The organism is Bradyrhizobium sp. BR14999, from assembly GCF_056106085.1.
In genome coordinates, this window is the sequence record NZ_CM148536.1 from 4,735,906 (window position 1) to 4,754,376 (window position 18,471).

General features: G+C 64.0%; 15 protein-coding genes and 1 tRNA gene. 13 read left to right on the forward strand and 3 right to left on the reverse strand.

Features of this window, described 5'->3' with window-relative positions; translation table 11 throughout:
• The first annotated feature begins 9 nt into the window (after window positions 1-9).
• The 7 genes from ACR9YP_RS22005 to ACR9YP_RS22035 all read left to right on the forward strand — a co-directional run bounded on the left by ACR9YP_RS22005 (window position 10) and on the right by ACR9YP_RS22035 (window position 7,990).
• Window positions 10-222 (forward strand): hypothetical protein, encoded by a 213-nt coding sequence (locus tag ACR9YP_RS22005; protein WP_027547180.1) that lies wholly within the window; start codon window positions 10-12, stop codon window positions 220-222.
• Window positions 219-1,694 (forward strand): Asp-tRNA(Asn)/Glu-tRNA(Gln) amidotransferase subunit GatA, encoded by a 1,476-nt coding sequence (gene gatA / locus ACR9YP_RS22010; protein ID WP_474217049.1) that lies wholly within the window; start codon window positions 219-221, stop codon window positions 1,692-1,694. The genes ACR9YP_RS22005 and gatA overlap by 4 nt, the downstream gene beginning before the upstream one ends.
• Window positions 1,685-1,987, forward strand: coding sequence for a hypothetical protein (locus tag ACR9YP_RS22015; RefSeq protein ID WP_474217050.1), 303 nt, complete (start codon window positions 1,685-1,687; stop codon window positions 1,985-1,987). Before gatA ends, ACR9YP_RS22015 begins: the two co-directional genes overlap by 10 nt.
• Entirely contained in the window at window positions 1,984-3,462 is a 1,479-nt protein-coding gene (gene gatB / locus ACR9YP_RS22020) for an Asp-tRNA(Asn)/Glu-tRNA(Gln) amidotransferase subunit GatB (RefSeq protein WP_474217051.1), read from the forward strand. The genes ACR9YP_RS22015 and gatB overlap by 4 nt, the downstream gene beginning before the upstream one ends.
• Before the next feature lie 1,570 nt (window positions 3,463-5,032).
• On the forward strand, window positions 5,033-5,299 hold the full coding sequence (locus ACR9YP_RS22025; RefSeq protein WP_474217052.1) for a hypothetical protein: 267 nt from the start codon (window positions 5,033-5,035) through the stop codon (window positions 5,297-5,299).
• A 485-nt stretch (window positions 5,300-5,784) separates the two neighbouring features.
• Window positions 5,785-5,878 (forward strand) — tRNA-Ser (locus ACR9YP_RS22030).
• Between the two features lie 570 nt (window positions 5,879-6,448).
• Window positions 6,449-7,990, forward strand: coding sequence for a porin (locus ACR9YP_RS22035; RefSeq protein WP_474217053.1), 1,542 nt, complete (start codon window positions 6,449-6,451; stop codon window positions 7,988-7,990).
• 431 nt (window positions 7,991-8,421) lie between these two features.
• On the opposite strand, the gene ACR9YP_RS22040 is transcribed toward ACR9YP_RS22035, so the two are convergent.
• Window positions 8,422-10,905: a lytic transglycosylase domain-containing protein gene (locus tag ACR9YP_RS22040; RefSeq protein ID WP_474217054.1), complete on the reverse strand. Its 2,484-nt coding sequence runs from the start codon at window positions 10,903-10,905 to the stop codon at window positions 8,422-8,424.
• Between the two features lie 279 nt (window positions 10,906-11,184).
• Between ACR9YP_RS22040 and dapA the strand changes: the two genes are divergently transcribed.
• From dapA to ACR9YP_RS22060, 4 genes are read left to right on the forward strand one after another with little or no spacing between them, the layout of a single operon-like run.
• Window positions 11,185-12,075 carry a 4-hydroxy-tetrahydrodipicolinate synthase gene (gene dapA / locus ACR9YP_RS22045; protein WP_474217055.1) on the forward strand — a complete coding sequence of 297 codons (891 nt, stop codon included), beginning with the start codon at window positions 11,185-11,187 and terminating at the stop codon, window positions 12,073-12,075.
• A 52-nt stretch (window positions 12,076-12,127) separates the two neighbouring features.
• Complete coding sequence (mscL, locus tag ACR9YP_RS22050) at window positions 12,128-12,541, forward strand: large conductance mechanosensitive channel protein MscL (RefSeq protein WP_091899100.1); 414 nt, start codon at window positions 12,128-12,130, stop codon at window positions 12,539-12,541.
• 59 nt (window positions 12,542-12,600) lie between these two features.
• The gene (gene smpB / locus ACR9YP_RS22055; RefSeq protein WP_024341117.1) at window positions 12,601-13,074 is read left to right on the forward strand and encodes an SsrA-binding protein SmpB; all 474 of its coding nucleotides are present in this window, start codon (window positions 12,601-12,603) and stop codon (window positions 13,072-13,074) included.
• 4 nt (window positions 13,075-13,078) lie between these two features.
• Window positions 13,079-13,660 (forward strand): peroxiredoxin, encoded by a 582-nt coding sequence (locus ACR9YP_RS22060; protein ID WP_474217056.1) that lies wholly within the window; start codon window positions 13,079-13,081, stop codon window positions 13,658-13,660.
• 253 nt (window positions 13,661-13,913) lie between these two features.
• Here the strand turns inward: ACR9YP_RS22060 and ACR9YP_RS22065 are convergent, their stop codons facing one another.
• Together ACR9YP_RS22065 and ACR9YP_RS22070 are read right to left on the reverse strand one after the other, a co-directional pair.
• Window positions 13,914-14,588 (reverse strand): uracil-DNA glycosylase, encoded by a 675-nt coding sequence (locus ACR9YP_RS22065; RefSeq protein ID WP_474217057.1) that lies wholly within the window; start codon window positions 14,586-14,588, stop codon window positions 13,914-13,916.
• Window positions 14,569-15,213, reverse strand: a complete 645-nt coding sequence (locus ACR9YP_RS22070) for a LabA-like NYN domain-containing protein (protein ID WP_128933338.1) — start codon at window positions 15,211-15,213, stop codon at window positions 14,569-14,571. Before ACR9YP_RS22070 ends, ACR9YP_RS22065 begins: the two co-directional genes overlap by 20 nt.
• A 327-nt stretch (window positions 15,214-15,540) precedes the next feature.
• Between ACR9YP_RS22070 and rpoZ the strand changes: the two genes are divergently transcribed.
• Both rpoZ and ACR9YP_RS22080 read left to right on the forward strand, forming a co-directional pair.
• A complete protein-coding gene (gene rpoZ, locus ACR9YP_RS22075; protein ID WP_007603391.1) occupies window positions 15,541-15,933 on the forward strand; it encodes a DNA-directed RNA polymerase subunit omega in 393 nt (130 codons plus the stop codon).
• Between the two features lie 207 nt (window positions 15,934-16,140).
• Window positions 16,141-18,426 carry a RelA/SpoT family protein gene (locus tag ACR9YP_RS22080; protein WP_091893214.1) on the forward strand — a complete coding sequence of 762 codons (2,286 nt, stop codon included), beginning with the start codon at window positions 16,141-16,143 and terminating at the stop codon, window positions 18,424-18,426.
• Window positions 18,427-18,471 lie beyond the last annotated feature (45 nt).

An 18,471-nucleotide genomic window follows, 5' to 3' on the forward strand; every position in this document is an offset into this window, starting at 1 on the left:
CGCCGTCCGATGTGCCTGTTATGCGACGATGAGAAGGCCTATCAGGCCTATATGAACTATCTCGACAAGATGGAGCGGCAGGGCAAGGCTGCCGATCCCAATGTGGCCGTCAATGCCGTGCTCGACGAGATCGAGGCCGCTGCGAAAGCCGCCGCCAAAAAAGACGACCCGGCCAACGACAAGACCCTGTCTCCGTTCTTCTGCAGCCCGATCAATAAATGACCGATTTGACATCGCTGACGCTCGCCGAGGCCCGCAAGGGCCTCGCGGCCAAGACCTTCACGTCGCTCGAGCTGACCGACGCGCATCTTTCCGCGATCGAAGCCGCGCGCGTGCTCAATGCCTTCGTCATGGAGACGCCGGACCAGGCGCGCAGCATGGCGCGCGAGGCGGACGCCAGGATCGCCAAGGGTGACGCCGGTCCGCTCGCCGGCATCCCGCTCGGCATCAAGGATCTGTTCGCGACCAGGGGCGTGCGCACCACGGCCTGCTCGAAGATCCTCGGCAATTTCGTGCCGACCTATGAGTCCACCGTGACCTCGCAGCTCTGGCGCGACGGCGCGGTGATGCTCGGCAAGCTCAACAATGATGAGTTCGCGATGGGCTCGTCGAACGAGACCTCGTGCTTCGGCCCGGTCGGCAATCCCTGGCGGCGCGACGGCTCGAACACGACGCTGGTGCCGGGCGGCTCGTCCGGTGGTTCGGCGTCGGCCGTGGCGGCGCTGCTCTGCATGGGCGCGACCGCGACCGACACCGGCGGCTCGATCCGCCAGCCGGCGGCGTTCACCGCGACCGTCGGCATCAAACCGACCTATGGCCGCTGCTCGCGCTGGGGCATCGTCGCCTTTGCCTCCTCGCTCGACCAGGCCGGTCCGATCGCGCGCAGCGTGCGCGATAGCGCGATGCTGCTGCGCTCCATGGCGGGCCATGACCCGAAGGACACGACCTCGGTCGACATCCCGGTGCCGGATTACGAGGCCGCGATCGGCAAGTCCGTGAAGGGCATGAAGATCGGCATCCCCCGGGAGTATCGCCTCGACGGCATGCCGGCGGAGATCGAAAAACTTTGGGAAGCGGGCGCGGCCTGGCTCAGGAGCGCCGGCGTCGAGCTCGTCGAGGTGTCGCTGCCGCACACCAAATATGCTCTGCCGGCCTATTACATCGTGGCGCCGGCGGAGGCCTCCTCCAACCTCGCGCGCTATGACGGTGTCCGCTACGGCCTGCGCGAGCAGGGTAGGAACATCATCGAACTCTACGAAAACACCCGCGCCGAAGGTTTTGGCGCAGAGGTGAAGCGCCGCGTCATGATCGGCACCTATGTGCTCTCAGCCGGCTATTACGACGCGTACTATTTGCGCGCCCAGAAGGTGCGCACGCTGATCAAGAAGGATTTTGAGGACTGCTTCGCAAAGGGCGTGGATGCCATCCTGACGCCAGCGACGCCGTCGGCGGCCTTCGGCATCGGCGAGAAGGGCGGCGCCGATCCTGTCGAGATGTACCTCAACGACATCTTCACGGTGACCGTGAACATGGCGGGCCTGCCCGGCATCGCCGTGCCCGCCGGCAAGGACGCGCAGGGCCTTCCGCTGGGCTTGCAACTGATCGGCCGTCCCTTCGACGAGGAGACGCTGTTCTCGCTCGGCGAGGTGATCGAGCAGGCCGCCGGCCGCTTCACGCCCGCGAGGTGGTGGTGAATGTCGCGGCGTTCATCGCGAGCCTCGACGGCGCGGCGCCTGCGCCGGAATTGAACGCGCCGCTCGCCGGACTTTGGTGGGCGGCCAAAGGCGACTGGGACCGCGCGCACAAGATCGTCCAGGACGAGAGCAGCCGTGAGGCTGCTTGGGTGCACGCCTACCTGCACCGCGTCGAAGGCGATCTCGGCAATGCCGGCTATTGGTACCGCCAGGCCGGCCAGCCCGCAGCAAAGGATTCATTGGAAGCAGAGTGGCAGCGCATCGCGGCCACGCTGCTGGGGAGCAAGACATGAGCACGGCCACGCACAAGCTTCTCAAGGGCGCCACCGGCGATTGGGAGATGGTCATCGGCATGGAGATCCATGCCCAGGTGACCTCGAACTCGAAACTTTTCTCGGCCGCCTCGACCGCGTTCGGCGGGGAGCCGAACAGCCACGTGTCGCTCGTCGACGCCGCCATGCCCGGCATGCTGCCCGTCATCAACGAGGAATGCGTCAGACAGGCTGTCCGGACCGGTCTCGGCCTCAACGCGAAGATCAATCTGCGTTCGGTGTTCGACCGCAAGAACTATTTCTATCCGGACTCGCCGCAGGGCTACCAGATCAGCCAGTACAAGTCGCCGGTCGTCGGTGAGGGCGAGGTGCTGGTCGAGCTCGACGGCGGCCGCAGCGTCACCGTCGGCATCGAGCGGCTGCATCTGGAGCAGGACGCCGGCAAGTTGCTGCACGACCGGTCGCCGACCATGTCCAATGTCGACCTCAACCGCTGCGGCGTGGCGCTGATGGAGATCGTCTCCAAGCCCGACATCCGCGATGCCGAGCAGGCCAAGGCCTATGTGACCAAGCTGCGCTCGATCCTGCGCTATCTCGGCACCTGCGACGGCGACATGGAGAAAGGAAGCTTGCGCGCCGACGTCAACGTCTCAGTGCGCAAGCCCGGCGGACCGCTCGGCACCCGCTGCGAAATCAAGAACATGAACTCGATCAACTTCATCGGCCAGGCGATCGAGTACGAGGCGCGGCGTCAGATCGAAATTCTGGAGGATGGCGGGGCGATCGACCAGGAAACGCGGCTCTATGACCCCAACAAGGGCGAGACGCGCTCGATGCGGTCCAAGGAAGAGGCGCATGACTACCGCTACTTCCCCGATCCCGACCTGCTGCCGCTGGAGTTCAGCCAGGCGTTCGTCGACGATCTGAAGGCTGAGCTCCCCGAGCTGCCGGATCAGAAGAAGACGCGCTTCGTCGCCGACTTCGGCCTGTCGGCCTATGATGCGAGCGTGCTGGTCGCCGAGCGCGAGAGCGCAGTGTTCTACGAGACGGTGCTCGACAAGCTCGCGAGCCGCGCGCGCGACGGCAAGATGGCGGCGAACTGGGTGATCAACGAGCTGTTTGGCCGTCTCAACAAGGAAGGCCGGGGTATTACGGACTCTCCCGTCAACGCCGAGCAGCTCTCAGGGATCATCGACCTGATCGGCGAGGGCACGATCTCAGGCAAGATCGCCAAGGATCTGTTCGAGATCGTCTGGCAGGAGGGCGGCGATCCCCGCGCGCTGGTGGAAAGCCGCGGCATGAAGCAGGTCACCGACCTCTCGGCGATCGAAAAGGTTGTCGACGACATCATCGCGGCCAATCCCGACAAGGCCGCGCAGGTCAAGGACAAGCCGCAGTCGCTCGGCTGGTTCGTCGGCCAAGTGATGAAGGCGTCCGGCGGCAAGGCCAACCCGCAGAGCGTCAACGAGCTGCTCAAGTCCAAGCTCGGCGTCTAGCCTCGCGCGTTTGAACGAGGTGACGGACACGCTTCGTCACCTCGCTTTCCGCTCTTGGTGCGGCGCTCGCGCGCATCCTCGGCGGCAAACTTCATCCCGATCGACGGTGATGCGGCGGCCGAATCGCCGGCGCGCGATTCGCACAAAACGGCGGCTTGCACACGCTCAGGCGAGCGTTCGCGCCGTTAAGCATGAAAATTTTTTCGTTGCCAAAAGTCGCGACTCAGAGTCCGCGAAACGCCTTCGCGAGGCGATCGCGCGACTCGCGACGCTCATCATCGCGTTGCTCATGCGCGATGCGTGCGCGCCGAAAAATACTTGCTGCATAGTGTTTTTCTGCAATCGCATCCGTCGCAAACGCCGACGATGCGCCCACTCTCTGCGATCGCAAGCACAGGTGATGCAGTGCGCTTGCATCGCGCTCGCCAAGCGCACGCGCGTTGCGCCGTCAACACTTCTTTAAGCGAGACGCTGTTTTTTTCTTCGTGTTGGTGTATTCGGGATGAAGTGCATTCGATCCCCGAGTGCACGCAGCGATTAAAGCCATCTCACACATCGGAGGGCAACATGGCCAAGAAAGCGAAGAAGGCGAAGAAGGCGAAGAGCGCAGTGAAGAAGACTGCGAAGAAGACCCGCAAGGTCGCGAAGAAGAAGAAGTAACTTCGCTTCTGAAGTTGCCGGCTCCAGATAGCCGGCACGTCATCAGCGCCTCCTAAAGGTTCTGGTCGACGATAGAGGGTGTCGGCGAGACATCAGGTCAACGGTCGGATCGTTCTCTTTCGCGGTCCGGCAGAAGAAACAAGTTTTCTTCGTTCGGTGCGGTTCTCCTCAAAGGGCTCCGCAATTTCACAAGCGGCCTTCGGGCCAACGTGGAATCTGGTCCTGACGTGTTCGCCGACGCCCTCGTTCTCTTGAGGCCGGGGTATTGCCGGCATTCCTTTCCCCGACATTGCTGATCTGACCGCGACGCGGCCGCGCGCCTTGCTCGCACTGCCTTGGGGCAGGGCTAGGGCTGCGGCCTGATTGCACGCTGTTCGCACGCCGCTTCTCCGTTCGCGGTGTCATCGCGCCGCTCGACCGGGCGATCCAATTCTCCGAGACGGCGGTGGTTGAGTAGATCCGCCGCGGCGTACCGCATTCCCGCCGGAGCCTGTCATCGGGCTCGCCGGAGGCGAGACCCGGTGGCGGGGAGATGACAGGGCGGGCGCGGCCACCACAGCGATCCGCTCCTACAAATCGTAACCGCAGGACATCCGCCACCGCGCGCGATGGTTACCGTTCTCCCAAAATCCCAAGGTAAACCGAATCTGACGAATTGCAGAAGTACCTGCAAGTCAGGGACTTTTTGAATTCCCTGCGCAGGCACCGCGCGCTCGCGTTTACGTCTGCTTCATCGCGATACTTAAACTGCCATTCAAATTTGCCCGCCATCATCGCCTCCAACAAGCCGGCAAACGGCAATGGGGATGAGTTGAACAGTGCACGATCCCGGGAAGGGTCATGCACATCAGAGTTGGACGGGAGCCGCGCTCGGGGGAACGAGACGGCATAAGAAAAAAGGGGATGCGACATGTTTCAGGGGACTTTCGATCTGGAGACCGCGACGCCGATCGACACGAGCGCGCTCTCGGATGTGCTGTTCGAGCGCGGCATCTATTGGGCGAGTGGCCGCTCCGGCCTCGTCGATCTCGTCGCCGCGCATAAATGGTTCAACCTCGCCGCGCTGAAGGGCCGCAAGGACGCCGTCGCGCTGCGCCAGGAAGTCGCCGGGCAGATGTCGGACGCCGAGATCTCGGCCGCGCAGCGCGAGGCGAGGGCGTGGGTCTTCGCCCACTGAACTGAGAATCGCATCCGTATCCGTGTTTCCACGGGTGAGCTCGGTTGCGCTGGATCAAATTCCCTCGTCGTGCGGTCCCCTAGATCCGCACGGTATGAGCGACCCCGACCAGAATGGGCCAAACAATGGCCGATGGCTTCCGATTCAGATCGCGCCCGACGACTGCGATCTGGAACTCGGACGGTTCCACAAGACGGGCATTTTGCCCTGGACTTTTCCATGCCGGCGCAGGTCCGGCGTCTGGTTCAACGTCTGGGCGGGCGAGGCGGTGCTGATATCGCCCTCGCACTGGCGGATCTGGCGATCCAGCCGCTAGACGCGCGCACGCATATATAAGGTCAGTGCGAATCGCAGGAACTCGCCGCGAGGATCCGTGCGCGAGGCTTGCGCCGCCGGCCGCTCGTCAGCTTTCAGGTGAAAAGAACCCGCCGCCCTCAATTCTGCCGCTTGCGGCCCGCCGCCGTGTCGGGCATACCCGGCGTATTGGAGACGTGGCCGAGTGGCTGAAGGCGGCGGTTTGCTAAACCGTTATAGGCTTGTAAAGGCCTATCGAGGGTTCGAATCCCTCCGTCTCCGCCAGCCAAGCTGGCCCGGACATAGATACCCCCGCACCACACATAGAGAGAGCTGACTTGGTCGAGATTTGGCCTCGCCTGTCGTGGCCAAGGCCGTTTCGCCGCCATCGATGACCGTTGGGCTGAGCGAGATTCGGAGGTGCTTGAGTCTCGTCCGATTCTACGATTCGAGCGCGCCTGGGTCGCCACATCCCGGCCTCCGCCCGCCGCGCCTTAGGTGCGGAATTTTGACGGCAAGCGGAACCTCTCTGAAAAGATCAATAAAAACAAAGTGTTGCGGGCGTGCCGCGATCACATCTACGTGTTATTTGTGCAACACCCGTCGGAAAACACGTCTCATAGGCCCGCTTCGGAGCGTTCTTTTGTTGTGTGTGCAAGGACGTTCGGTAATTGTGACTGAGCGACGGAGGGGGGCATCCCAAGGTCGTCCCGTTTAGGTCATTCGCTTAAGTCCCTCGCGTTCATGCGGGTGTGTCCGAAGACGCGAAGGAGCCGAAAGCGGTGATTTAGAGGGGGTTGGGGAATTGGCCGTCCGGTCAGTGACCTTCCCTGAAGAGCAACTTGGAGGTTTAACATGAAGTTGGTTAAGAGCCTTTTGCTCGGCTCAGCGGCGGGTCTGATCGCCGTGGGCGGAGCACAGGCAGCCGATCTGCCCGTGAAGGCCAAGGCGGTCGAATACGTGAAGATCTGCTCCCTGTACGGTGCAGGATTCTACTACATCCCCGGCACTGACACCTGCATCAAGCTGGGTGGCTACCTGCGCGCCGAAGTCGCGCTGGGCACCAACAGCGTCTACGGCATTGCGAACGGCGCTCCCGCCGGCATGCACAACCGCCTGAGCAACTACTACACCGCGCGCGCTCGTGAAGATCTCAACATCGACACGCGCACCGCCACCGAATACGGCGTCGTCCGCACGTTCTTCGATGCGACGTTCTCCTGGACCACCGCCGGCTACGTCGGCACCGGCTCGGCCACGGGTACGACCGCCGCCACCTTCACGACGGCTGGTAACACCACCATCAATCCGACGGACGGCGGCACCTCGGGCGGTTCGCTCGGCGTGTACTACGCCTTCATCCAGTTCGCCGGCTTCACGATGGGTAAGGCCGTGTCGCAGTTCGACGCGCCCTGGACCAACTATCCCGGCAACAACATCGACAGCCTCGTCGGCGGCAGCGGCACGGTCACTGGCGTCAACCAGTTCACCTACACCGCTGACTTCGGTCAGGGCGTGACGGCGGCGTTCTCGGCGGAAGACGCGACGGCTTACTATCAGGCCGGCAACCTCAACATGACCGGCGCGACTGCCGCTGGCATGGTTGGCGGTGCGTATGGCTCGAACGCCATCGGCGGTTCGCGCTCTCCGAACCTCGTCGGTATGGTCCGTGTCGACCAGGCCTGGGGCCTCTTCCAGGCGTCGGTTGCTGCGCATGACAACCACGTTGCCTACTACGGCGCTACCGAGACCACTGGCCACCCCGACGACAAGTGGGGTTGGGCGGTTCAGCTCGCTCTGTCGATCAAGAACATCCCGACCGGTGCGGGTGACACGATCAACATCCAGGGCGTCTACACCGACGGCGCGACCCGCTACAACTTCCAAAACCTGGCGGGCAGCTCCTACCAGATGTACGGCAGCTCGGGCATCGCCTATCAGAGCGTCGGCTTCGCCAATGCTCCTGACACCGTGTTCATCACGGGCAGCTCGCAGGAGACGGTCAAGACCTGGGGCTTCCGTGGTGCTTACACCCACAACTGGGATCCCTACTGGAACACCGCGCTTTACGGTGCTTACGCTCAGGCCCAGTTCGGCACGCTCGCCAAGACCACGCTCTGCGGCGCGACTGGCACCGGTGGCGTGTTCGGCGGCCTCGTGGGTGTGACGGGTTGTAACCCTGACTTCGCGATCGGTCAGATCGGTATCATCACCCGTTGGACCCCGGTCAAGAACCTGACGTTCTCGGCTGACCTGAACTGGACCCATCTGGATCAGAAGTATTCCGGCACTGCCATCCTCAGCCCGGCCGCTAACACGGCCAAGCCGACCGCAGTGTATGAGCTGAAGGATCAGGACAGCATCACCCTGCTGCTCCGCGCTCAGCGCAACTGGTAAGTTTGGTCTAGCGACCTGACAGAGAGCCCCGGCGGGAAACCGCCGGGGCTTTTCTTTTTGCCGGCTTGTTCTCGCCTCGGGTCATGACGGCCAGAGTTGGCGTCGCGCGTTCCGTTGATCGATCGTTCGCCGAGACCTGATTGAAGCCGCTGCGAGAGAGGGATGACCGCGCGGCCCGCATGCCCGTCCGTGGCGAGGCATGGGCAGGCTGTCGCTGACCGGTCCGTCTTGCAAAGCGACCCGCCGATCCAGCCTTGCCGACAATGGTGAGCTCGTCGATGTGGCAAGCGACCTTGCAGACCTCGATCGAGGCGCGTCTCGGGAAGGGCGCCAGAAGGTCGCGTGACTGCGCAGTCCGTCCGTCGGAGACTTAAGGCCTGACGGCATCGCTTGCCACCGATGCTCCCGGCAGCGATCGGGCGAGGGTGTTGCTATTCCACGCTGCCGGTGCCGCGGCGCAAATCGGCTTCGATCTGCAGCCGCGTGCCGCCGCCGAAGCGGGCGCGGTAGACCTGAAGGTTCTCCATGATCCGCTGCACGTAGTTGCGCGTCTCGGAGAACGGAATCAGCTCGACCCAATCGACCGCGTCGACCTTGGGGTCGCGCGGATCGCCGTAGCGCTCGACCCACTTCCTCACGCTGCCGCGGCCGGCATTGTAGGCGGCAAACGTCATGATGTAGGAGCCGCGATAATCCTCGAGCAGTCCGCCGAGCTCGGCCGAGCCGAGCGTGGCGTTGTAGACCGAATCGTTCTTCAGCCGGGACAGGTCGTAGGTCGCGCCGTGGCGTTTGCAGACGTAGCGCGCGGCGTCCGGCGTCACCTGCATCAGCCCATAGGCCTGCGCCGGCGAGACCACCGACGGATTGAATGCGCTCTCCTGCCGTGCGATCGCATAGACGATGCTGCGCTCGACCTGGGGGCCGATCGGCGTGAACTGCGGAATGCCGTTGACGGGATAGGCGTAGAAGTCGAACGGCAGGCCGCGATTGAGCGCGGCCTTGCCCAGCAGCAGCATGCCGCGCGCGTCGCTGTAGCGCTGGGTGAGCTCGCCGAGGCCGGCAAGCGCTTCGGGATCGCCGTTCTCGCCCATGTCGGCGAGCATGGGCACCGCGAGCTCGCGCTCGTCGAGCTCGTAGAGCAGTTGCGCGGCGCGCACGATCTCGAGCCGTTCGGCGCCGCGTCCGCGCGGCGGATTGTTGAGCTCGATCTGGGGCAGGCCGAGCTTTGCGCGCGCGAGCTGGCCGTAATAGCTGGTCGACTGCTCGGCGGCGCGGGCATAGGCGTTGCGCGCCTCCTGCTGGCGCCCCATCGCTTCCGCGGCGCGGCCCTGCCAATAGCCGGCGCGCGCCAGCGTGGTCGGGTTGACGCTGCCCACGCCGATGCGGGCAAAATGCTGGGCGGCGGTCGCGGGATCGTTGAGGAAGCGCAGCGCGATCCAGCCTGCGGTGAATTCCTGTTCGGTCTTGTAGATGTCGCGCGAGGGCAGGGCGGCATCGCGCGCGATCAGATAGGCGCTGCGGAATTCCTCGGTGTCGATCATCTTGCGCGCCAGGAGGCGCCGCTCGATCCACCATTCGTCGAGATTGTGGAGCCGGTTCGGATCCTTCGGCGCCGAGAGCATGAGCTGCGCCGCTTCGGCAAACTTCTCCTCGCGGCGCAGGAGCTGGATCTTGCTGAAGATGAAGCCTGGATCGCTGTGCAGCTCGCGCGGCACGGCATCGAGCAGCGCGCGCGCATTCGGCGCCTTCTTGACGGCAGCGATGCGAGCCTTGGCGAGCGCGACATAGCCGGCGCCGAGGCGCTTGGCGGCGCGCAACGCGGCTTCGTTCTCGCTGCCGTAGAGCAGGGTGTCCATCCGCGCCTTCTGATCGCCCGCCGTCAGCAGGGCGCCGAACTGGTCGAGCGCGTTGTTCTCAGTGTCCTCCGACATCGGATCGCTGCGCCAGGCCTCGCGCACCAGCCGCTCGGCGTTGGCGCGGTCGCCGCGCGCCAGCATCGCCTTGGCAAGCGTGAAGCGGCCCTTGGCGGAGATCGGGAACTCATTCTCGAACCACGACCACGCAACTGAATCGTCGCGCCTGTCGTCCCACATCGCAGCCTCGAGCCGGCGGCGCAGGAAGGTCTGCGACGGCCAGCTCGGATTGGCGGATAGGAAGGCGCGGTAGCGCTCCACGGTCGCGCCATTGTCCTCGCTGCGCAGGATGATCCATTCCGCCAGCTTTCGCGCGACGGGATCCGAGATCGAAGCTGCATAATTGGTGGCGTCGCCCGCCTTGCGCTTGCGCACGAGCTCGATGACGTTTTCCAGCGTGTCCTTGTCGGCCTGCGACGTCGACGATGTGGCGGCGACCGCGGCCGGTATGACCGGCTTGCGCGGCGCTGCATGCTGGCGGGTCGCAGGAGCCAGCACGGGAGCTGCGGACGGTCTGGCGGCGGCCGGGGCGGTGGGTCTGACGGTGGCCGTCGAAGTCGGGGCGGGCGCGGGCTTGGACGGCGCGCCGTTGGCGGTCGGTTTTGATGTTGCCGCGGCGGCCGCTGCCGCAGGCTTGGATGCTGCCGCGGGCTTGGATGCTGCCGCGGGCTTGGATGCTGCCGCCGGCTTGGTTGCTGCCGCGGGCTTGGTTGCTGCCGCGGGCTCGGGCTTGTCTTTCGCGGGTTCCTTGCCGGCGTTCTTCCCAGCGTCCTTCTCAGCGTCCTTGGCAGATTTCTTCGCGGCATCCTTGGCCGGGGCGCTGGCCGCGCCCTTGCTGGCGCCCTTGTTGGCGCCCGTATCCTTTGAAGTTTCCTTGCCGGTTCCCTTGGACGAATCCTTGGCGGCTGGCTTAGGGGAGTTCTTAGCCTCGTCCGCGGTCGTCTCGTTGGACTTGTCACTGGACTTGGCCAAGGCGGCACAACCGACGGACAACCCTGCCATCAGGCATACGACCAGACCGGTGGATCGCCATGCGGCACGAGGAAAGGAGGTCACGGCGTTTCGTCGCCCCGAATCAGTCAAGTGGCCCAAAATCTAGCTGTATCGATTGAATATGCGGACAAAATACCAACAGCCGCTTACCTCGGGCCGATTTGCACCATCACCGCGGCAAAATCGCGGCCTAAACGGTGCGTCACACGGCGGCGGGCCTTTTACCGGCGGGATAGACCCGATATGTATGAGGCTTGCTCAAGAGATCGCCGCGTACGGAGGAAGTCCATGGCAGCCAAGACGAAATTCCGGGGGTCGTTCACCGCCTTGGTCACGCCGTTCAAGAACGGCTCGCTGGACGAGGCGGCGTTCCGCTCCCTGGTCAATTGGCAGATCTCAGAAGGCACCAACGGCCTGGTGCCGGTCGGCACCACCGGCGAGAGCCCGACGCTCAGCCATGACGAGCATAAGAAGGTCGTCGAATGGTGCATCGCTGAAGCCAAGGGCCGCGTGCCTGTCATCGCGGGTGCCGGCTCCAACTCGACCAAGGAGGCGATCGAGCTCTCTCAGCACGCCGAGAAGGCGGGCGCGGACGCCGTGCTGATCGTGACGCCTTACTACAACAAGCCGACCCAGGAAGGCATGTATCAGCACTTCAAGGCGATCAACGATGCGATCGGCATCCCGATCATCATCTACAACATCCCGCCGCGCTCGGTGATCGACATGTCGGTCGACACCATGAAGCGGCTGTGGGAGCTGAAGAACATCGCCGGCGTCAAGGACGCCACCGCCAGCATGGTCCGCGTGTCGCAGCAGCGCGCGGCGATGGGTGAGGACTTCAACCAGCTGTCGGGGGAGGACGCGACCATCCTCGGCTACATGGCCCATGGCGGCCATGGCTGCATCTCGGTGACCTCGAACGTCGCGCCGCGCCTGTGCTCGGAGTTCCACGTGGCCTGGCAGAAGGGCGACCACGCCACCGCCCTGAAGCTGCACGACAAGTTGATGCCGCTGCACAACAACCTCTTCATCGAGAGCAATCCGGCGCCGATCAAGTACGCGATGTCGCTGCTCGGCAAGCTGGACGAGACGCTGCGGCTGCCGATGGTGCCGGTCTCCGAGCCGACACGCGTCGCCGTGCGCAGCGCAATGGTGCACGCCGGCCTCATCAACTGATGCATTGGCGTTTGGGGAGCGTTTCATGAGCGTCGAGGAGAAGAGCATGCAGATGCTCAAGGAGTTCCGCGAGTTCGCCATGAAGGGCAACGTCGTCGACCTCGCGGTCGCCGTCATCATCGGTGCGGCCTTCGGCGCCATCGTCAATTCGCTGGTCGGCGACGTGATCATGCCGATCATCGGCGCCGCTACCGGCGGGCTCGACTTCTCAAACTACTTCACCCCCTTGTCGAAGGCGGTCACCGCCACCAATTTGGTTGAAGCGAAAAAGCAAGGCGCCGTGCTGGCCTGGGGCAACTTCCTCACGCTGACGATCAACTTCATCATCATCGCCTTCGTGCTGTTCCTGGCGATCCGGGTGATGAGCCGACTGAAGAAGGAGCAGGCCGCGCCTGCGGCGCCGCCGAAGCCGTCGGCCGAGGTCGAGCTGCTGACCGAGATCCGTGATCTCCTCAAGAAGTCTTGACGCGCGCGCTTCATCCGAACTGTTAGAATCCGTGCGCATCTTGATCAGGTTTGTCTGCGATGGCCGATAAGAACGAACGTCCGATCAAGGTCATGGCGGAGAATCGCAAGGCCCGCTTCAACTACGCCATCGAGGATACGATCGAGGCGGGCATTGCGCTGACCGGCACCGAGGTCAAGTCGATCCGCAACGGCAAGAGCACGATCGCGGAATCCTATGCCGACTCGAAGAACGGCGAGATCTGGCTGATCAACGCCACCATTCCCGAATATCTCCAGGGCAACCGCTTCAATCACGAGCCCAAACGGCCGCGAAAACTGCTGCTTCACCGCCGGCAGATCAACAAGCTGATGGGCGCGGTCGACCGCGAGGGCATGACGCTGATCCCGCTCAAGCTCTACTTCAACGAACGCGGTCGCGCCAAATTGCAGCTGGCGGTTGCCAAGGGCAAGAAGCTGCACGATAAGCGCGAATCCGAGAAGAAGCGCGACTGGAGCCGCGAGAAGGGCCGCCTGATGCGGGCGAGGGGATAGCGGGATGACCCAGAGGAACCTGCTCGAGGTCGATTGGAGCCGGATTCCCGCGCCCGCCGACGACGGTGGCGCCGTCCATCTGAAGGGCATGACGTTGCCGCCGATCGGCCTGCTCGCGACGGACGACAGGTCAGTCACGCTGTCGGCGCTGCGCGGCCGTACCGTCGTGTTCGCCTATCCCCGCACCGGCGAACCCGGCAAGATTGCGCTGGTCGACGATTGGGACATGATCCCGGGCGCGCGCGGCTGCACCCCGCAGACTTGCGCGTTCCGCGATCTGTTTGCCGAGCTGAAGACGGCTGGCGCCTCACACGTGTTCGGTCTCTCGACCCAGAGCAACGACTACCAGATCGAGATGGCCTCGCGGCTGCATCTGCCGTTCCCAGTGCTCTCGGACGAGAAGCTGGCGCTGACGCGCGCCCTGAATTTGCCGACGATGGAGGTAGCTGGCCTGACGCTGATCAAGCGGCTTGCGCTGATCATCGACGACGCCAGGATCACGCATGTGTTCTACCCGGTGTTTCCGCCCGACCGGAATGCCGGCGATGTGCTGGACTGGCTGAAGGCCAATCCCGCCAAGGGCTAGATCGCTAGCTAAGGTGGGATGAGCCGTGGTCGGTTGAATCGATGCGAGCCGAGGGTTCACCTCTCCCGTAGGGAGAGGTCGGATCGCATCGAAGATGCGATACGGATGAGGGGATCAGGTCTCACTGGATGCCGCGGCCCCTCACCCGGATTGCACCGGACGATGCTCCGCATCGTCAGGCGCAATCCGACCTCTCCCCGTCGTCGGGGAGAGGTGAACCCCGGACAAGCGACCGGCCCAACTGCATAAGGCTCTAGTCGAGATCGGCCTTCACCTTCGCGAACACGGACCGGAACATGTCGGGCGTCAGCACGCCGGTGTTCGTGTTGTAGCGGGAGCAGTGGTAGCTGTCGTAGAGCTTGAACGCGCCGGCCTGGTGCACGGCGCCATGGCTGAAGGGGGCTTGCGAGCCCTTCAGGTTCAGCGGCTTGAGCACGCTGTCGTGCGCAATCCGCCCGAGCGCGACGATCGCGCGCAGGTTCGGCATGGTCGCGAGATTCGCCGCAAGGAACTGGCGGCAGGTGGTGATCTCGATCGGAAGCGGCTTGTTCTGCGGCGGCAGGCAATGCACTGCGTTGGCGATCCGGCAATCGATCAGCTTCAGGCCGTCATCGGGGCGCGCCTGATAGGTGCCCTTGGCAAATCCATATTCGACCAGCGTCGCGTAGAGGAGATCACCGGCATAGTCGCCGGTGAAGGGACGGCCGGTGCGGTTGGCTCCCTGCATCCCCGGCGCAAGGCCCACGATCAAGAGGCGCGCCTTGATGTCACCGAAGGGCGCAACCGGTGCATTGTGCCACGATGGCTCGCGCGCGCGGTTGGCGTCGCGAAAGGCGACCAGACGCGGACAGAGCGGGCAGTCACGGTCGGGAACGACGCTGGAAGGCTGGCGGCTTGACCGGGCCGCCTCACTCCTCGAAGTCGTCATCGCCCCTCGGCGCCATCGTGGTTGCGCGCTGGAGGAATTGCGGAGCGTGGTGGCGTCCCTCGCGCTCGCCGCGGTCCCGTGGGGCGGGCCGTTCCGACGGGTCGCGGCCGAGCTTGGATTGCAGCTCGACGAGGTCGGTGAAGACGTCGGCCTGGCGGCGCAGTTCGTCGGCGATCATCGGTGGCTGGCTGGCGATGGTGGAGACCACGGTGACCCGCACGCCGCGGCGCTGGACGGCCTCGACCAGGGAGCGGAAGTCGCCGTCACCCGAGAACAGCACCATCTGGTCGATATGCTCGGCGAGCTCCATGGCGTCGACGGCAAGCTCGATGTCCATGTTGCCCTTGACCTTGCGGCGGCCGGAGGCGTCGATGAATTCCTTGGTCGCCTTGGTGACGACGGTGTAGCCGTTGTAGTCGAGCCAGTCGATCAGCGGGCGAATCGAGGAGTATTCCTGATCCTCGATGATGGCGGTGTAGTAGAACGCCCGAAGCAGCGTCCCGCGGCTCTGAAACTCCTTCAGCAGGCGCTTGTAATCGATGTCGAAGCCCAGAGTTTTCGCCGTCGCGTAGAGATTGGCCCCGTCGATGAAGAGCGCGATCTTGTTGGTAGGAGAAAGTGACATTCAGTTTGCTCGCGTAGTGCTCGTGATTGATCGTTTATTGTTGGCGCGGCGGCAGCGAGCCGCGCAGGTCTTGAGGCGCCGTCGAAACCCGTCGAAACCGCAAATCCGGAGAAGTCGGGGCAATCAAGGTATAGTTATGGCGGTCCACACGCCCGGCGCTAACTTCGATGGCAGCCCGGCAAATCACCCATCCCAGCCCTAATGTGGGGGTACCAGAGCCGTTTGGCGAGGCCAAATCACAAATTGGCCTTGCGAAATCGGCCCGGTCCCTATAACTAGCCCCGATCATCCACATATTTCGTCCCACCCACAACGGAGCGACAGGCCATGGCTCGCGTCACCGTAGAAGATTGTATCGACAAGGTCGACAACCGCTTTGACCTGGTCCTGCTGGCCGCCCACCGTGCCCGCATGATTTCGTCCGGTTCACAACTAACGGTTGACCGCGATAACGACAAGAACCCCGTTGTGTCTTTGCGCGAAATTGCCGAGACCACCATTTCGCCGGAGGACCTCCGCGAGGAGCTGGTGCACTCGCTCCAGAAGTTCGTCGAGGTCGACGAGCCCGAGCCCGATACGGTACCGCTGATCGGTTCCGCGGGTGCGAGCGTCGATGCGGATGATACTGAGGTCGCCGTCGAACGCATGACCGAAGAGGAGCTCCTGAAGGGTCTCGAAGGCCTCGCGCCGCCCGAGGAACAGCCGGAGGAGGACGAGTAGATCGTCCCGTCGTAATCATCGACCTCTTGTGATCTTATCAAGGCCCGAACCGTTGTTCGGGCCTTTGCTTTTGTTGGTGTTTTCGTGGTTACCATAGCGTTGTCGGTTCGCGCCGCGCCCTGTCACCGAATTGATCGGACGCGCCCGGGATCAGCGTTAAGATGTATACAACGGCCCGCCTCCGGGTCCGTTTGAAGGCAGGACGGCATGGTGTATCGGCGCTGGAAACCAATGCAGATGCAGGCCGCAACCGAATCGGTTGCCGTGGCCCCGACTGCGCCGGTGCCGCGCCCGGCGAAGCCACGCGCACGCATGATGCGTCAATATGACCTCGTCGAGCGCGTCAGGTCCTACAACCCCAACACCAACGAGGACCTGCTCAACCGCGCCTATGTCTATGCGATGAAGGCGCACGGTTCGCAGACCCGCGCCTCGGGCGACCCCTATTTCTCGCACCCGCTCGAAGTGGCAGCGATTCTCACCGACCTCAAGCTCGACGACGCCACCATCGTGGCCGCGCTGCTGCACGACACCATCGAGGACACCGAAGCGACGCGGGCCGAGATCGACCAGATCTTCGGGCCCGAGATCGGCGCGCTGGTCGAGGGCCTGACCAAGCTGAAGCGGCTGGAGCTGGTGTCGCGGGAGGCCAAGCAGGCCGAGAACCTGCGCAAATTGCTGCTGGCCATTGCCGACGATGTCCGCGTGCTTCTGGTCAAGCTCGCCGACCGCCTGCACAACATGCGCACGCTGGACTTCGTGCCGACGGAATCGCGCAGGCGCATTGCCGAGGAGACGCTCGACATCTATGCCCCGCTGGCCGGCCGCATGGGCATGCAGGAAATGCGCGAGGAACTGGAGGATTTGTCCTTCCGCACCCTCGATCCCGAGGCCTATTCGGTGGTGATGCAGCGGCTCGACGCGCTCGCCGAGCGTAACCGCAATCTGATCGGCGAGATCGAGGACCAGCTCTCCAACAATCTGCGCCACCGCGGGCTGGGCGCGCGGGTCTATGGCCGGCGCAAGAAGCCGTTCTCGATCTGGACCAAGATGGAGCGCAAGTCGGTCGGCTTCGAGCAATTGTCCGACATCTTCGGCTTTCGTCTCGTCGTGAGCGACATCGAGGCGTGCTATCGCGCGCTCGGCATCGTCCACACCACCTGGCCGGTCGTGCCGGGACGTTTCAAGGACTACATCTCGACGCCGAAGCAGAACGACTACCGCTCGATCCACACCACCGTGATCGGCCCCGGCAACCAGCGCGTCGAGCTCCAGATCCGTACCGAGGCGATGGACCAGATCGCCGAGCGCGGCATCGCCGCGCACGTCTTCTACAAGGAAGGCGTCGGCTCGCCGACTGAGTTCCTCAAGCGCGAGTCCAACGCGTTCGCCTGGCTGCGCCACACCATCGGCATCCTCTCCGAGAGTGCCAATCCCGAGGAATTCCTCGAGCACACCAAGCTCGAGCTGTTCCACGACCAGGTGTTCTGCTTCACCCCGAAGGGCAAGCTGATCGCGCTGCCGCGCCATGCCAACGTGATCGACTTCGCTTATGCGGTGCATACCGACGTCGGCAATAGCGCGGTCGGCTGCAAGATCAACGGCAAGTTTGCGCCGCTGTCTTCGGAGCTCCAGAACGGCGACGAGGTCGAGGTGCTGACCTCGGAGGCGCAGTCGGCGCCGCCATCGGCCTGGGAGACGCTCGCGGTCACCGGCAAGGCGCGCGCCGCGATCCGTCGCGCCACGCGCACCGCCGTGCGCGATCAGTATGTTGGCCTCGGCCGGCGCATCGTCGAGCGCCTGTTCGAGCGGGCCAAGATCGAATACGCCGACGACAAGCTCAAGGGCGCGCTGCCGCGGCTGGCGCGGACTTCGATCGAGGACGTCATGGCTGCGGTCGGGCGCGGCGAGATCAAGGCCTCCCACGTCGCGCGCGCGATGTATCCCGACTACAAGGAGGAGCGCATCGCGCGCTATGGCGCCAAGAAGGGGCTCGCCGCGAAGCTCAAGGAGAAGTCGTCGGAGTCGCCGCGCAGCCCGGTCGCGATCCCGATCCGCGGCATCAATTCCGACCTCCCGGTGAAGTTCGCGCCGAACGGCGGCGCCGTGCCCGGCGACCGTATCGTCGGTATCGTCACGCCGGGCGAGGGCATCACGATCTACCCGATCCAGGCGCCGGCCCTGAAGGATTTCGAGGAGGAGCCGGAGCGCTGGCTCGACGTGCGCTGGGACATCGAGGATTCCGCGCCGCAGCGCTTCCCGGCCCGCATCAAGGTCGAGAACGTCAATGAGCCCGGCGCGCTGGCACAGATCGCGACGGTGATCGCCGAGCACGACGGCAATATCGACAACATCAGCATGCAGCGCCGCTCACCTGATTTCACGGAGACGACGATCGACCTCGAAGTCTACGATCTGAAGCATTTGAGCGCGATCCTCGCCCAGTTGCGCGCCAAGGCGGTCGTCGCCCGCGTCGAACGTGTTAATGGATAGACGCTTTGCGTCTGCGTCTATCGCCCTGATTTCGTGAGTCCTGCA

Excerpts from the sequence above, each read along its gene's own strand:
- ACR9YP_RS22005 (WP_027547180.1), top strand. The coding sequence starts at position 10 with ATGTGCCTGTTATGCGACGATGAGAAGGCCTATCAGGCCTATATGAAC.
- gatA (WP_474217049.1), top strand. The coding sequence starts at position 219 with ATGACCGATTTGACATCGCTGACGCTCGCCGAGGCCCGCAAGGGCCTC.
- gatB (WP_474217051.1), top strand. The coding sequence starts at position 1,984 with ATGAGCACGGCCACGCACAAGCTTCTCAAGGGCGCCACCGGCGATTGG.
- ACR9YP_RS22025 (WP_474217052.1), top strand. The coding sequence starts at position 5,033 with ATGTTTCAGGGGACTTTCGATCTGGAGACCGCGACGCCGATCGACACG.
- ACR9YP_RS22035 (WP_474217053.1), top strand. The coding sequence starts at position 6,449 with ATGAAGTTGGTTAAGAGCCTTTTGCTCGGCTCAGCGGCGGGTCTGATC.
- ACR9YP_RS22040 (WP_474217054.1), bottom strand. The coding sequence starts at position 10,905 with ATGGCAGGGTTGTCCGTCGGTTGTGCCGCCTTGGCCAAGTCCAGTGAC.
- dapA (WP_474217055.1), top strand. The coding sequence starts at position 11,185 with ATGGCAGCCAAGACGAAATTCCGGGGGTCGTTCACCGCCTTGGTCACG.
- mscL (WP_091899100.1), top strand. The coding sequence starts at position 12,128 with ATGCTCAAGGAGTTCCGCGAGTTCGCCATGAAGGGCAACGTCGTCGAC.
- smpB (WP_024341117.1), top strand. The coding sequence starts at position 12,601 with ATGGCCGATAAGAACGAACGTCCGATCAAGGTCATGGCGGAGAATCGC.
- ACR9YP_RS22060 (WP_474217056.1), top strand. The coding sequence starts at position 13,079 with ATGACCCAGAGGAACCTGCTCGAGGTCGATTGGAGCCGGATTCCCGCG.
- ACR9YP_RS22065 (WP_474217057.1), bottom strand. The coding sequence starts at position 14,588 with ATGACGACTTCGAGGAGTGAGGCGGCCCGGTCAAGCCGCCAGCCTTCC.
- ACR9YP_RS22070 (WP_128933338.1), bottom strand. The coding sequence starts at position 15,213 with ATGTCACTTTCTCCTACCAACAAGATCGCGCTCTTCATCGACGGGGCC.
- rpoZ (WP_007603391.1), top strand. The coding sequence starts at position 15,541 with ATGGCTCGCGTCACCGTAGAAGATTGTATCGACAAGGTCGACAACCGC.
- ACR9YP_RS22080 (WP_091893214.1), top strand. The coding sequence starts at position 16,141 with ATGGTGTATCGGCGCTGGAAACCAATGCAGATGCAGGCCGCAACCGAA.